This is a genomic window from Sphingomonas sp. P4_G3 (assembly GCF_056401105.1).
Genome location: NZ_JBFUJZ010000003.1, coordinates 512,196 through 523,836, shown reverse-complemented (window position 1 = coordinate 523,836; position 11,641 = coordinate 512,196). Strand labels below are relative to the sequence as shown.

At 65.6% G+C, this 11,641-nt stretch carries 16 protein-coding genes; 7 read left to right on the top strand and 9 right to left on the bottom strand.

What is annotated here, in order from left to right; all coding sequences use genetic code 11:
* Nucleotides 1–2 precede the first annotated feature (2 nt).
* The 8 genes from AC1DQQ_RS10635 to AC1DQQ_RS10600 all read right to left on the bottom strand — a co-directional run bounded on the left by AC1DQQ_RS10635 (nucleotide 3) and on the right by AC1DQQ_RS10600 (nucleotide 6,101).
* Entirely contained in the window at nucleotides 3–1,049 is a 1,047-nt protein-coding gene (locus tag AC1DQQ_RS10635; RefSeq protein WP_478031164.1) for a 50S ribosomal protein L11 methyltransferase, read from the bottom strand.
* 191 nt (nucleotides 1,050–1,240) lie between these two features.
* Nucleotides 1,241–1,855, bottom strand: a complete 615-nt coding sequence (gene rpsD, locus AC1DQQ_RS10630) for a 30S ribosomal protein S4 (protein WP_066808264.1) — start codon at nucleotides 1,853–1,855, stop codon at nucleotides 1,241–1,243.
* Nucleotides 1,856–2,039: 184 nt separating this feature from the next.
* On the bottom strand, nucleotides 2,040–2,315 hold the full coding sequence (locus AC1DQQ_RS10625) for a hypothetical protein (RefSeq protein WP_478031162.1): 276 nt from the start codon (nucleotides 2,313–2,315) through the stop codon (nucleotides 2,040–2,042).
* Between the two features lie 152 nt (nucleotides 2,316–2,467).
* Nucleotides 2,468–2,758 carry a hypothetical protein gene (locus AC1DQQ_RS10620; RefSeq protein WP_478031161.1) on the bottom strand — a complete coding sequence of 97 codons (291 nt, stop codon included), beginning with the start codon at nucleotides 2,756–2,758 and terminating at the stop codon, nucleotides 2,468–2,470.
* A gap of 78 nt (nucleotides 2,759–2,836) precedes the next feature.
* Nucleotides 2,837–3,571: an RNA methyltransferase gene (locus AC1DQQ_RS10615; protein ID WP_478041490.1), complete on the bottom strand. Its 735-nt coding sequence runs from the start codon at nucleotides 3,569–3,571 to the stop codon at nucleotides 2,837–2,839.
* Entirely contained in the window at nucleotides 3,564–4,175 is a 612-nt protein-coding gene (locus AC1DQQ_RS10610) for a class I SAM-dependent methyltransferase (RefSeq protein WP_478041491.1), read from the bottom strand. Before AC1DQQ_RS10610 ends, AC1DQQ_RS10615 begins: the two co-directional genes overlap by 8 nt.
* 23 nt (nucleotides 4,176–4,198) lie before the next feature.
* Complete coding sequence (locus tag AC1DQQ_RS10605; protein WP_478041492.1) at nucleotides 4,199–5,434, bottom strand: BtaA family protein; 1,236 nt, start codon at nucleotides 5,432–5,434, stop codon at nucleotides 4,199–4,201.
* 109 nt (nucleotides 5,435–5,543) lie between these two features.
* Complete coding sequence (locus tag AC1DQQ_RS10600; RefSeq protein ID WP_478045144.1) at nucleotides 5,544–6,101, bottom strand: DUF1579 domain-containing protein; 558 nt, start codon at nucleotides 6,099–6,101, stop codon at nucleotides 5,544–5,546.
* Nucleotides 6,102–6,139: 38 nt separating this feature from the next.
* Here AC1DQQ_RS10600 and AC1DQQ_RS10595 point away from each other — a divergent pair, with 38 nt between their 5' ends.
* Genes AC1DQQ_RS10595 through nrdR form a run of 6 tightly spaced genes read left to right on the top strand, consistent with a single transcriptional unit; the run spans nucleotide 6,140 to nucleotide 9,809 of the window.
* Complete coding sequence (locus tag AC1DQQ_RS10595; RefSeq protein ID WP_478041493.1) at nucleotides 6,140–6,967, top strand: LytTR family DNA-binding domain-containing protein; 828 nt, start codon at nucleotides 6,140–6,142, stop codon at nucleotides 6,965–6,967.
* Nucleotides 6,968–7,026: 59 nt separating this feature from the next.
* Nucleotides 7,027–7,482, top strand: a complete 456-nt coding sequence (gene rpiB, locus AC1DQQ_RS10590; RefSeq protein WP_478031152.1) for a ribose 5-phosphate isomerase B — start codon at nucleotides 7,027–7,029, stop codon at nucleotides 7,480–7,482.
* A gap of 3 nt (nucleotides 7,483–7,485) precedes the next feature.
* On the top strand, nucleotides 7,486–8,799 hold the full coding sequence (gene glyA / locus AC1DQQ_RS10585) for a serine hydroxymethyltransferase (RefSeq protein ID WP_478031151.1): 1,314 nt from the start codon (nucleotides 7,486–7,488) through the stop codon (nucleotides 8,797–8,799).
* Between the two features lie 3 nt (nucleotides 8,800–8,802).
* Nucleotides 8,803–9,117 carry a zinc ribbon domain-containing protein gene (locus tag AC1DQQ_RS10580; protein WP_478041495.1) on the top strand — a complete coding sequence of 105 codons (315 nt, stop codon included), beginning with the start codon at nucleotides 8,803–8,805 and terminating at the stop codon, nucleotides 9,115–9,117.
* A gap of 8 nt (nucleotides 9,118–9,125) precedes the next feature.
* Nucleotides 9,126–9,338 (top strand): hypothetical protein, encoded by a 213-nt coding sequence (locus tag AC1DQQ_RS10575; protein ID WP_066821230.1) that lies wholly within the window; start codon nucleotides 9,126–9,128, stop codon nucleotides 9,336–9,338.
* 6 nt (nucleotides 9,339–9,344) lie between these two features.
* Nucleotides 9,345–9,809, top strand: a complete 465-nt coding sequence (gene nrdR, locus AC1DQQ_RS10570; RefSeq protein WP_478031148.1) for a transcriptional regulator NrdR — start codon at nucleotides 9,345–9,347, stop codon at nucleotides 9,807–9,809.
* Here nrdR and AC1DQQ_RS10565 read toward each other — a convergent pair.
* Complete coding sequence (locus tag AC1DQQ_RS10565) at nucleotides 9,806–10,210, bottom strand: DUF1801 domain-containing protein (protein ID WP_478045143.1); 405 nt, start codon at nucleotides 10,208–10,210, stop codon at nucleotides 9,806–9,808. The two genes, nrdR and AC1DQQ_RS10565, sit on opposite strands and share 4 nt — an antisense overlap.
* A 70-nt stretch (nucleotides 10,211–10,280) precedes the next feature.
* Here AC1DQQ_RS10565 and AC1DQQ_RS10560 point away from each other — a divergent pair, with 70 nt between their 5' ends.
* Entirely contained in the window at nucleotides 10,281–11,636 is a 1,356-nt protein-coding gene (locus AC1DQQ_RS10560; protein WP_478045142.1) for an MATE family efflux transporter, read from the top strand.
* The last annotated feature ends 5 nt before the right edge of the window (nucleotides 11,637–11,641 follow it).

Below are 11,641 nucleotides of genomic sequence, written 5' to 3'. Positions count from 1 at the left end.
GGTCAGGCGCGCCGCGCGCTGATCAGCAATTGCGCCGCCACCAGCCGCGCGGTCACCTCGATCGCTTCGCCTGCTACTGTCTCGATCGGTTCGGACAGCGGGTGGATCGGCGCGCCCCAATGCGAACGCGACTCGTCGAATGGGCTGTTTTCGAACGTCACGTCTGCGCCGAAATCGACTCGCAGCCATTGCGCTACCCCGTGGATCACGCCGCCATCGGAGATCAGCGTCGCAGTCTCTTGGGTCGGCCCGAACGACGGCGCCTCGAAATCCATGGCGAGCAGGCTGGTGGGGCGAGATCGGCGCGTGGCTCCATCGGCGCGCGCCCGCAACACTGCCGGAGAGGGCGCGGCGAGCAGGTTGAAGGGCGACATGTCGAAGCCCTCCACCATGCCAAGCGGCCATTCGGCCGGGTGGTCGAGCGCGACGAGCGCGCACCGCAATTCGGCGCGCGGCGGCAGGATCGGCGCGTCGGGCCGGATCAACCGCCCGCGGGCGTCGGTAATGACCCGAACGATGTCATCGCCAAACAACGCGTCGTCGAACAATTCGGACATCAGCAGGTCGGCAGGCTCCGCCAGATCCTGTCCCAATTCCAGGTCGGTCGAATATTTGGAGATGACCGTGATGCGATCGGCCAGCCCATTGCGCTGCGCGATCTCGCGCGCCGCCGCCGCGATCACCGGATTGGCTTCGCAGGTGATGACTTGGGCACCGGCGCGGGCGGCGAGCAGCGACAGCAGCCCGGCCCCGGTACCGATCTCCAATACACGCATTCCCGGGGACACCAGCCGGGCGATCGCTTGGGAGTAACAAGCGTTGCGGGGGCCGTCGCGCAGCATGGGCGCATGCCAGTGCGGTACGCCCGCCGACAGTGCCGCGCGGACCAGGTCGCGCACGTCGGTGTCGTCGGGCGCTGCCGCCACCGCGGCCAGCCCCAGCGCATAAGCGTCGCCGGCGATGCCCTTTGTCTTGAGCGCCTGGCACAGCATCGCCATGGCGAGCGGCTCGTCCGCAACGTGCGGGTATCGTTGCAGAATATCGATCACTTTTCCCCAATGCCGTCGGCCGGTTCGTCCGTTTCGCGACACCAACTTGTGGGTCGGCGCTCGCAACCACACAAGAGAGCTTCGGACAGTCCTAGAATGTTTATCCGTCAACGCAAAAGGGCGGCCCCATAGGGACCGCCCTTTCGCATATCGACGATGTCGTCCAGATCAGCTCACGCCGATCCGTGTCATCAGCGCGAGTAGAATTCGACGACCAGATTCGGTTCCATCTTCACCGGGTACGGCACCTCGTCGAGGGTCGGCACGCGAGTGAAGGTCACCTTGGCATTGCCGTCGGGCGAGACGTAATCGGGAATGTCGCGCTCGGCGAGCTGCTGCGCTTCCATCACCAGCGCCATTTCCTTGGCCTTGGTGCCCAGCGTGATTTCGTCACCGACGAAGCAGCGGCGCGACGCGATGTTGCACTTCACGCCGTTGACGCGGATGTGGCCGTGGCTGACCAACTGGCGCGCGGCGAAGATCGTTGGGGCGAACTTGGCGCGATAGACGATCATGTCGAGGCGCTGTTCGAGCAGGCCGATCAGGTTCTGCGAAGTATCGCCCTTCATCCGGGCGGCCTCGTGATAGCAATGCCGGAACTGCTTCTCGGTCACGTCGCCGTAATAGCCCTTGAGCTTCTGCTTGGCGCGCAGCTGGATGCCGAAGTCCGACATCTTGCCCTTGCGGCGCTGACCATGCTGGCCGGGGCCGTATTCGCGCTTGTTCACCGGGGACTTGGGACGACCCCAGATGTTTTCGCCCATCCGGCGGTCGAGCTTGTGCTTGGCGCTGGAGCGCTTCGACATAAATATTCCTTTGCAATTGCCAACAACGACGCCGCCCGAAGGCGGCGCTAATTCCGGTCATCGCTCTGCTGAGATCAGGAGATCGGCAGGGCCACCGCTTCACCGGAAGTGCGGGGCCGTTTGCGAAGGGCGCGCCTCTCGCAGAGGCGTCCGCTAGAGTCAAGCCTCAGTGGTGGGGTCGGCCTTATTGTCGGACGACCTGACCATTATTCTGGAGCGTTTGCGAACGCTGCATCGCATCGTCTCTGACGCGCGCATTGTCAGAATCGATCCGGCTCCAATCGGCCTTGGTATGACACGTCACATGGCCACCGAGGATCGAGCCGGTGGCTGGACCGTCGCGGCGGCAAGTCTTCTTTTCCTTGACGGGTGCCGGCGCGGCTGCGTCGGTAGCGGACTGAGCGATCGCCGGAGCAACGAACAACATGGCGGGTACTGCCGCCATCATCTTGAAATGCATTAGTAACTCCCCTGGTTGGATTGCTTATCCGACTATCGTGTCCGTCACTGGAGCGAAGGCCAAAGCGGCTGGGGCGCTCATCACCAACCTGGCGAAGCGCCTGGACCCAGCGCGCCTCCGTCGTTCGACGACGGGCAGCGTTCGATGAAGTGTCAGTGTGCGTCCGACGCACCGCTGCCTGAGGTGAGCCCGTCGCCCGAGCGCACGCCGGGCATGGGCGCCCGTTCGGCGTTGGGATCGACGCCGGTGCCGTCGATTTTCGCCCATTCGTCCTTGGTGTGGCACGAACTGCGCATCATGTTCGAACCGGGAAACGGCTCGAGCGGGCGACAGATTTTCTTTTCCTTTTTCGGCTTGGGCGCCGGCGCCGTATCGCCGGTTTGGGCGAAAGCGGGAACGGTCAGCAGCGCAAGGCCCGCAGCTGCCATCATCTTGAAACGCATGTATAACTCCGAAGTGAGAGCGGCTTTACTTGGCGCGAAGCTGTATCGGTTCCCTAGCGCCGAAGGAAGTCAAAAACGTCAGCCTCGCTGACGCGGATTGGCAAGTGCCGACAAGACGCCGCGCAATGTCCGCACTTCCTGGCTCGACCAACCGGGCTTGGTCAACAGCGTGCGTAATGTCCGTTTCGTCGTCGGCACGCGATCGGGCGGGAAATAGAAGCCGGCACCCTCCAGCATCGCGTCGAGCTGGCCGATCATGCCGTCGAGCTCTTCCTGCGGCGCGGGTAGCGGCAGGTCGGTGTCGGTCGGCTGCGCGAGCGACACGCTTTTCGACCATTCGTACGCGACCAGGATCACCGCCTGGGCGAGATTGAGGCTGCCGAACGCGGGATTGATCGGCACGGTGACGATCGTCCGCGCGACCGCGACATCGTCGGTTTCCAGCCCCGAGCGCTCGGGCCCGAACAGGATCGCCGACCGGCCCGCTTGCTCATGGATCTCGCGCGCCGCGGCCTCGGGAGTCATCACCGGCTTGGTGACGCCGCGTTTCCTGACGGTGGTCGCATAGACATGAGGGCAATCGGCGACCGCCTCGGCGACACTGTCGAATACCCGCGCACGTTCGAGCACCACGTCGGCACCCGATGCCGCCGGTCCCGCCTGCGGGTTGGGCCAGCCGTCGCGCGGGGCCACCAGCCGCATCTCGGTCAGCCCGAAATTGAGCATGGCGCGCGCCGCTTTGCCGATATTCTCACCAAGCTGGGGACGGACGAGGACGATAATCGGCTGATGAAGGTCGGTAAGCTCAGTCACGAGTGAGGCGCGCGCTCCAGGCATAGCCACGATAGAGCGTGCGGTGTTGCGCGTTCAGCCCGATCTTGTCCACCACCTCGAACAGCTCGGCGCGCGGGCTGACATCGAACTTGCCGAGCCAGGCGAACAGCATCGCGCGAAACCAGCGCGGCAGGCGTTCCTGCTGCCCGAAATCGACGATGTCGAGCCGCCCGCCGGGCGCGAGCTTGCTTGCCGCCTCGCGGATCGCGCCGGTCCAGTCGGGGATCATCGACAGGGTGTAGGATTGGAACACGCGATCGAATTCGGCGCGGCCGAACATGCCCTTCGCATCGAACGCGGTGGCATCGCCCAGCGCGAAAGCGATGCGATCGCTCAGTCCCTCCTTGGCGACATTGGCGCGCGCGGTCTCGAGCATCGCCTCCGAGATATCGACACCGTAATAATGCGCGTCGGGCCAGCGCCGCGCGGCAACGATCAGATTGCGCCCGGTGCCGCACCCCGCCTCGAGCACGCTGCCGCCCGGCGGAGGCGCGAGGCCCTCGATCAGCGCGTCACGTCCCAACAAGTAATATTTGCGGGTGAGGTCGTAAAAGTGGCGCTGGGAGCGATAGATCGCGTCCATCTGCGCCGCATGCGGCTGCTCGCTCAGGCGGCGTCCCCCAGCACGTAGAGATGCACGCCGCCATAGATCGAGGAACGATCGCGCCGGGTGTAATCGAGCGAGTCCTCGGCGCGATAGGTCCAGCGCCCGAGCACCGCGTCGGGCACGCGGCCCGGCAGGATGGTCGGCTCGCCCGCGGTGCGGAACAGCACGCGCGATCCCGGCCGCGCGGTGCGGGTGATCTCGGTCCACAAATCGGTCAATTGCTCGTCGGTCATCCAATCCTGCGCATCGAGCAGGATGTAGCGATCGAGCGAGGCATCGGGCTGGCGCTTGAGGAACTCACTATAGTTTGAATGGAGGATTTCCATCCGGTCGAGCCGGTCGACGACATCGGCGTAATTGTCGGCCTGGAGATAGGGCGGCAGCGGTGCCTCCGGCCCTTCGCCATAACCGCGGCCGAACGCTTGCCAGGCGAAATAATTGTCCTTGAGGTCGAAGTCGCAAGCGAGCTTTTCGAGCCGCTCGCGCAACACCGTCGCCATCTTGGCGTCACCGGCCAGCGCTTCGTACTGAGCGGGCGGGATGCCGAGCCCGAACAAGGACGCCGGCTGGTCGGTCAGCCAGCGCACGAACGCCTTGTCGAAGAACGGCGCATATTCGCGGTCGAATATCTCGCGCTGTTCCTCGATCGTATTGGCCTTGAGGATCGCCTTGGGATCGAGCCCGTGGAGCCGTGCCAGCATATGCGCCGCGCCGATGAAGCCGCCGAGCAGGCCGCGCTTGTACAGCCCCTTGGCGAACCCGCCGATGCGGCGGCGGCCGATCAGGTCGCGGCTTTCCCAATAATGCCGCGTCGGCTCATCGAGATGCGGGCGGATATAGCTCTTGTACGCCGCGATGTTCGCCTTGGTGTTGGCTTCGGCGAAGAAGCGGTGGAAAGCATCGTAATCGGGCAGATGGCGGGCTGCTGCGAGCTTCAATTTGTTGAGCGCGATATGCGCGGTGTTGAGGTCGACCGCGGTGATCCGGCGCGGATTGGCGGTCAGATAGCTGAGCGCGTTGCACCCGCCCGAGGCGATCGTCACGACGTGATTGTCGGGCTGGATCGCCAGCGCTTCCATATCGACCGAGGGATCTTCCCAGATCTGCGCATAGACCAGGCCGCGGAAGGCGAAGGTGAAGGCGCGTTCGAGAATGCCCTGCTTGGTCAGATGGTCGTGGCGGTGGACCGCATCCTGGACGGCGCGGTTCTTTTGCGGAGCAAGGGCAGTGGCCATATGAAGTGTCCCAGAGGGTGCGCGGCCTTACCGCGCGCGACCTTTTCGCGCTAGGGCAATCCGGTGACGTTTCGATGACGCCCCCCGGACTCGCGATGGGGCGAGGCGATCACGGGGTCATTGCCCCGCCATCGGGCCAGCTGGTGTCGCTGACCCGGGTCAGGTGCATCTCGAAGAATTGCACCGGTGGTTGACCCGTCACGACGCGCTCGCCGATCTCGGTCCACACCTTGTCCTTGAACGTCGCGGTGTAGCGGATCGTCGCCGGGCCGGCAGGAACCTCCCAGACATAGCCGTCGGCGGTCGGCGTGATGACGAAGTCGCCGGCATGACCAAGCGCATAAGAGCGGAAATTGTAAGCTTTCTTCGTCGGTTCGTACGAAATCACTGCGAAGGCATTGAAGCCGATCGACCCGTCGGCATTTAACGACCGGCCCTCGATCACCCTCAAGCTCCCCCCAAGCATGGTGCCGATGCGCTCGGTATGCGTGACTTTATGCTCGCCGCTCGGCCCGCGCGTCGTTGCGGTGCCGCGCCAGGTGCCGTCCATCCAGGCGAATTTGCCCGCTGCGTCCTTCTGCGCAGCGATCGTGGCGGGATCGGCTTGCTGCGCGCTCGCCGGTACCGTCATGATTAGAGCCAACGTCCCCAGGATAATCCGCCGCATATGGTCCTCCGCGTCGCTTCGTGGCAGCGTCGGCCGCGATGGCGACGCTTTCCCCTGATCAGCCGAAACGACAACGGCCGCGCAATCGCGGCTTCGCCAATGCCGCACGCAATTTCGCGAACCATGTGGTCGCTTTGCCGGGTTTCGTGCCGCTGACGGCGAGCGGGCTCGCGGCGATCGTTCTGGCGACGATCACCGGGGCGTTCGGGACGATCGCGATGGCCTATCCGGCGCGGTTCGGTTTCTGGTCGCTGCTGATCGGCTGGAACATCGCCAAATGGATCGTCTGGTTCGCCTGGCGGGTGCGGCGCCCGCGGGACTGGCGGCGAGCCGCGGTGCTCGGGGCTTTGGCCATCAACCTGCCGCTGCCGCTCGAAATCCCGCTCGCGCTCCGTTTGTTCGGGGTCAGTACCGCAATCGATCCCGCACGGACCTGGATCGAGGCGGCGGCGATCAGCGTCACCTTATTCGTCGCCTTGTTCCTGGCGCGGCGGGCGGGCCCAGCGAAAGCTGTCATTCCCGCCGACACCGGCATCCTGTTTCGCGCGGGCGTCCGCGACCTCGCCGAGGTGCACGGCCTGCGTGCCGAGGATCATTACTGCCGCGTCCATCTCGGCGACGGACGGACTCTATTGGTGCTGGCGCGGTTCGCCGATCTACGCGCCGAACTGGCGGGGATCGACGGCGAGCAGGTTCATCGCGGCGCGTGGATCGCCGCCGCGGGCATGGACGGCGCGGTGCGCGACGGGCGCGCCTGGCGGCTGGTGCTGGTCCACGGGACGCGGCTGCCGGTCAGCGACACCTACCTTTCCGCGGTCCGCGCGCGCGGCTGGCTGAAGATAAAACCCAAAGTCGGGGTGGCGTAACCCGCGACGGATCGGTAAGGGCGTCTCACACGACAGCTCAAAGGACCCGCGCCCAGTTCATGCGCATCGCCATCGCGTCCGATCATGCCGCCATCGCCCTCAAGGCGACGCTTGCGGAATGGTTGCGTGCGGCCGGGCATGAAGTCGACGATCTGGGTCCGCACGACGGCGCGAGCGTCGATTATCCCGATTACGGCTACAAGCTCGCCGAGGCGGTCGCCAGTGGTGCGGCCGAACGCGGGGTCGCCTTGTGCGGATCCGGCATTGGCATTTCGATCGCGGTCAATCGCAATCCCAAGGTTCGCTGCGCGCTCGTCTCCGAACCTTTGTCTGCCGCGCTTGCCCGCGAACATAACGACGCCAACGCGATCGCGATCGGCGCGCGGCTGACCGGCGAGGCGATGGCGATCGCTTGCCTCGAAGCCTTTCTATCCACCCCCTTTGCCGGGGGCCGCCACCAGCACCGGGTCGACAAGCTCGGCCATCCCACGCCAGCAGAACCAACGAAAGCCTGAACGATGAGCACGAATCCCAGCACGCTCCACGACGTCCAGCCCGACGGCTATTTCACTCGCGGCCTGGCCGAGGCCGATCCCGCGGTGTTCGCCGGCGTGCGCCACGAACTCGCCCGCGAGCAGAACCAGATCGAGCTGATCGCGTCGGAGAATATCGTCTCGAAAGCGGTGCTCGAGGCGCAGGGATCGGTGTTCACCAACAAATATGCCGAAGGCTATCCGGGCAAGCGTTACTATCAAGGCTGCCACCCGTCGGACGAAGTCGAGCAGTTGGCGATCGATCGCGCCAAGGAAGTGTTCGGCTGCGAGTTCGCCAACGTCCAGCCGCATTCGGGCGCGCAGGCGAACGGTGCGGTGATGCTCGCTCTCGTCAAGCCGGGCGAGACGATCATGGGGCTCAGCCTCGATTCGGGCGGCCATCTGACCCACGGCGCCAAGGCGGCAATGTCGGGCAAGTGGTTCAATGCGGTACAATATGGCGTCGACGCGACGACGCATTTGATCGATTTCGACGAAGTCGCGGCCAAGGCGCGGGAGCATAAACCCAAGCTGATCATCGCCGGCGGCTCGGCCTATCCGCGCCAGATCGACTTCGCCAGGTTCCGCGCGATCGCCGATGAAGTGGGCGCGATCTTCATGGTCGACATGGCGCATTTCGCCGGGCTGGTCGCGGGCGGCGTCCACCCGACCCCGTTCGGCCACGCCCATGTCGTCACCACGACGACGCACAAGACCTTGCGCGGCCCGCGCGGCGGTGCCGTCTTCACCAATGACGAGGCGATCGCCAAGAAGATCAACTCGGCGGTGTTCCCCGGACTGCAGGGCGGCCCGCTGATGCATGTCATCGCCGCCAAGGCGGTCGCGTTCGGCGAAGCGCTGCGCCCCGACTTCAAGCTCTATGCCGCGGCCATCATCGAGAATGCCAAGGTGCTGGCGGCGACGCTGGCCGAGCGCGGCGCAGCGGTCGTCTCGGGCGGCACCGACACCCACCTCGCGCTGATCGACCTGACCCCGCTCGGCGTGACCGGCAAGGATGCCGATGAGGCGCTCGAGCGCGCGGGCATCACTTGCAACAAGAACGGCATTCCCAACGACCCGCTTCCCCCGGTCAAGACCAGCGGCATCCGTGTCGGATCGCCCGCCGGCACCACCCGCGGATTCGGTCCCGCCGAGTTCCGCGAGATCGGCAATATGGTCGCCGACGTGCTCGATGGCCTGGCCAAAAATGGCGAGCAGGGCGACGCTCAAGTCGAAATGGCTGTGCGTGACCGTGTTAATGCACTATGTCACCGATTCCCGATTTATCCGGAAGGCTGAGACATGACCGAAGACAATCTGAAGCGGATGTGCACGCATTGCGACGCGGCACTGCCCGACGGCGCCAAATTCTGCCCGGCGTGCGGCGTCGCGACCGGCGACGGTTCGACCACCTATGAAGAAGCCAAGGCGTTCGTGATGAACAGCGCGTCCGAGGCCGAAAAGACCGCGCGCGAGCTGATGAAGAACGAGGATGCGCAGAAGATCGCGGGTGCCGCGGCGGTTGGCGCGGTGGCGGCGATCGTGCTGCCGATCTCGATGGTGACGGGCGCGGTGATCGGCGCCGGAATCATGGCGTATAATCGATTCGCCAAATAAGGAGACGTATGAGTTCTTCGGACGAAACGCTCGCGGCGGCCCGCGCCGCCCTTCACCGCTCGCGCGCCGGTGAGCCCGAACCGGGCGTTGGTGGTGCGATGAAGCGCGGTGCGGTACTGGGGGCGATCGTCTCGCTGCCAGTCGCGGGCATCGGCGTGATCGGCGGCGCGGTGATCGGCGCCGGTGCCGCCGCGCTCGACAGACTCACGAAGAAGGACTGATCGACCTTGCGTTGCCCCTTTTGCGGCCACGAAGACAGCCAGGTCAAGGATTCGCGCCCGACCGAGGACGGCGCGGCGATCCGCCGCCGGCGGCAATGCGAGGGCTGCGCGGCGCGCTTCACCACGTTCGAGCGCATCCAGCTGCGCGACCTGGTCGTGCTCAAGAGCGACGATCGCCGCCAACCGTTCGACCGCGAGAAATTGATGCGCTCGATCTCGGTGGCGACACGCAAGCGCCCGATCGATCCCGTGCGCATCGAGAAACTGGTGTCGGGCATCCAGCGCCAGCTCGAGACGACGGGCGACCCCGAAATCCCCGCGCAGCAGATCGGCCAGATGGTGATGGAAGGGCTCAAGGGCCTCGATTCGGTCGCCTATATCCGCTTCGCCAGCGTCTATAAGGACTTCACCGAGGCGAAGGATTTCGAGGAATTCGCCGGGTCAGTGAGCGAGATCGGGGCTAAGCCTTAGGGGCGTGCCGCCCAGGCGGCCGCGATCATTTCCTCGAGTATTTCCGCATCCACATCGGCCAGCTTCTTGACGTAGAGGCAGCCGCGTCCGCGTTCGTGCTTGCCCAGCCGGTCGAGCAGCGCCTGATTCGAGTCGAGATCGCAGCTCAGGTAGAGAACCAGCGCCGCCTTGCGCGGCGAAAAGCCGATCGTGCAGATCTCGCCCTCGCGCCCACTGTCATATTTGTAGCGATACAGACCGAACCCGACGATCGACGGCCCCCACATCACCGGCGGCTCGCCCGAGATGCGCGTCATGATCGCGGCGAGCGTCTGGCCGTCGGCACGCCGTTGCGGATGCTCGACCGCGGCGAGGAACGCGTGCGGATCGACCGCGGTCGCCTTGGTCTTGTTCTCGGCCATCGATCGCACCCCTTGCGAGTCGGTTCGCACAGCCTAGCACGCCGACCGTGCTTCGCTTAAGCGGCCTGCGATGACTGCCTCCGCGATCACTCGCCGCTCGATCGCAGCGCAGGCCTGGCCGATCATGATCGGGCAGATCACGGTGCCGCTGGTCGGGCTGGTCGACACCGCGATCATCGGCCGGACCGGCGATGCGGTGGCGCTGGCGGCGGTCGCGCTCGGCAGTTTCGTCGTCACTTTCCTGTTCTGGACCTTCGGCTTCCTGCGGATGGGGATGACCGGTCTGACCGCGCAGGCCGAGGGTGCCAAGGACGCGGTCGAGGTTCGTGCGCTACTGATCCGCGGCATCGCTCTTGGGCTCGGACTCGGCGCGGCGCTGCTCGCGCTCCAGATTGTGCTCATCCCGCTCGCTTTTCGTATCTTCGCGGGCTCGGGCGAGCTCGACAGCGTGGCGGAGGGGTTCGTTGCCGCTCGCCTGTTCGGCGCACCCGCCGCGCTGGCCGGCTTCGCCATCAACGGCTGGCTGCTCGGATTGGGGCGGACGCGCGCGGCCTTGCTGCTCCAATTGGTGATGAACGCCGCCAACATCGCGCTCGATTTGATCTTCGTCTGGCATTTCGGCTGGGGCGCGCGCGGCGTCGGGTTCGGCACGTCGAGCGCGGAGTGGATCGCGCTGGCGACCGGCCTCGCCATTGCTGCCTTCGTGCTTGGGCGTGACGGTCGCGCCGCGATCCGCAGCGAATTGGCACGCGCGTTCGATCCGGCGGCGCTCAAGCGGCTGTTCGGGGTCAATGCCGACATCATGGTCCGCACCGTCGCGCTGCTGATCCTGTTCGGCTGGTTCGCCAATGCCGGCGCCCGATTGGGACCGGTCCAGCTCGGCGCCAACCATGTCCTGTCGCAATTCGTCGGCCTGGCGGCCTATGTGCTCGACGGCTTCGCCTTCACCGCCGAATCGCGTGTCGGCCAGGCGATAGGGGCAAAGTCGCGGATTGATTTCCTCCGTGCGATCCGGCTGACCGGCGAATTCTCCTTCGCCAGCGGTTTCGTCTTCGTCGCGGCGATCGGCCTGGGCGGGCGCTGGCTGGTCGAGCTGATGACCAGCAACCCGCACGTGCAGGAACGCGCGCTGGCGTTTGCCCCGTTCGCCGCGCTGCTGCCGCTGATCGGCGCGCCAGCCTGGCTGCTCGACGGCATCTTCATCGGCGCGACGCGAGGCAAGGCGTTGAGAAACGCCGCGATCCTGTCGACGGGCTTGTACATCGCGACCGATCTCGCGATGCGCCCCTGGGGAGCGCTCGGCGTGTGGATCGCACTGACCATGAGCTATGTCTATCGCGCTGGCGCGCTCGCTTTGTGGTGGCCGGGGCTGCTCAAGGACGTCGGAACGCCTCCGCCGCTTGCGGAACCGTCCCCCGGGACTTAGACGCG

What these genes read in the sequence shown, in the direction of transcription:
- AC1DQQ_RS10560 (WP_478045142.1), top strand. Translation starts at nt 10,281, where the DNA reads ATGACTGCCTCCGCGATCACTCGCCGCTCGATCGCAGCGCAGGCCTGG.
- AC1DQQ_RS10575 (WP_066821230.1), top strand. Translation starts at nt 9,126, where the DNA reads ATGAGTTCTTCGGACGAAACGCTCGCGGCGGCCCGCGCCGCCCTTCAC.
- glyA (WP_478031151.1), top strand. Translation starts at nt 7,486, where the DNA reads ATGAGCACGAATCCCAGCACGCTCCACGACGTCCAGCCCGACGGCTAT.
- AC1DQQ_RS10600 (WP_478045144.1), bottom strand. Translation starts at nt 6,101, where the DNA reads ATGCGGCGGATTATCCTGGGGACGTTGGCTCTAATCATGACGGTACCG.
- AC1DQQ_RS10605 (WP_478041492.1), bottom strand. Translation starts at nt 5,434, where the DNA reads ATGGCCACTGCCCTTGCTCCGCAAAAGAACCGCGCCGTCCAGGATGCG.
- rpsD (WP_066808264.1), bottom strand. Translation starts at nt 1,855, where the DNA reads ATGTCGAAGCGCTCCAGCGCCAAGCACAAGCTCGACCGCCGGATGGGC.
- AC1DQQ_RS10565 (WP_478045143.1), bottom strand. Translation starts at nt 10,210, where the DNA reads ATGGCCGAGAACAAGACCAAGGCGACCGCGGTCGATCCGCACGCGTTC.
- AC1DQQ_RS10580 (WP_478041495.1), top strand. Translation starts at nt 8,803, where the DNA reads ATGACCGAAGACAATCTGAAGCGGATGTGCACGCATTGCGACGCGGCA.
- AC1DQQ_RS10595 (WP_478041493.1), top strand. Translation starts at nt 6,140, where the DNA reads ATGGCGACGCTTTCCCCTGATCAGCCGAAACGACAACGGCCGCGCAAT.
- AC1DQQ_RS10620 (WP_478031161.1), bottom strand. Translation starts at nt 2,758, where the DNA reads ATGCGTTTCAAGATGATGGCAGCTGCGGGCCTTGCGCTGCTGACCGTT.
- AC1DQQ_RS10610 (WP_478041491.1), bottom strand. Translation starts at nt 4,175, where the DNA reads ATGGACGCGATCTATCGCTCCCAGCGCCACTTTTACGACCTCACCCGC.
- AC1DQQ_RS10625 (WP_478031162.1), bottom strand. Translation starts at nt 2,315, where the DNA reads ATGCATTTCAAGATGATGGCGGCAGTACCCGCCATGTTGTTCGTTGCT.
- rpiB (WP_478031152.1), top strand. Translation starts at nt 7,027, where the DNA reads ATGCGCATCGCCATCGCGTCCGATCATGCCGCCATCGCCCTCAAGGCG.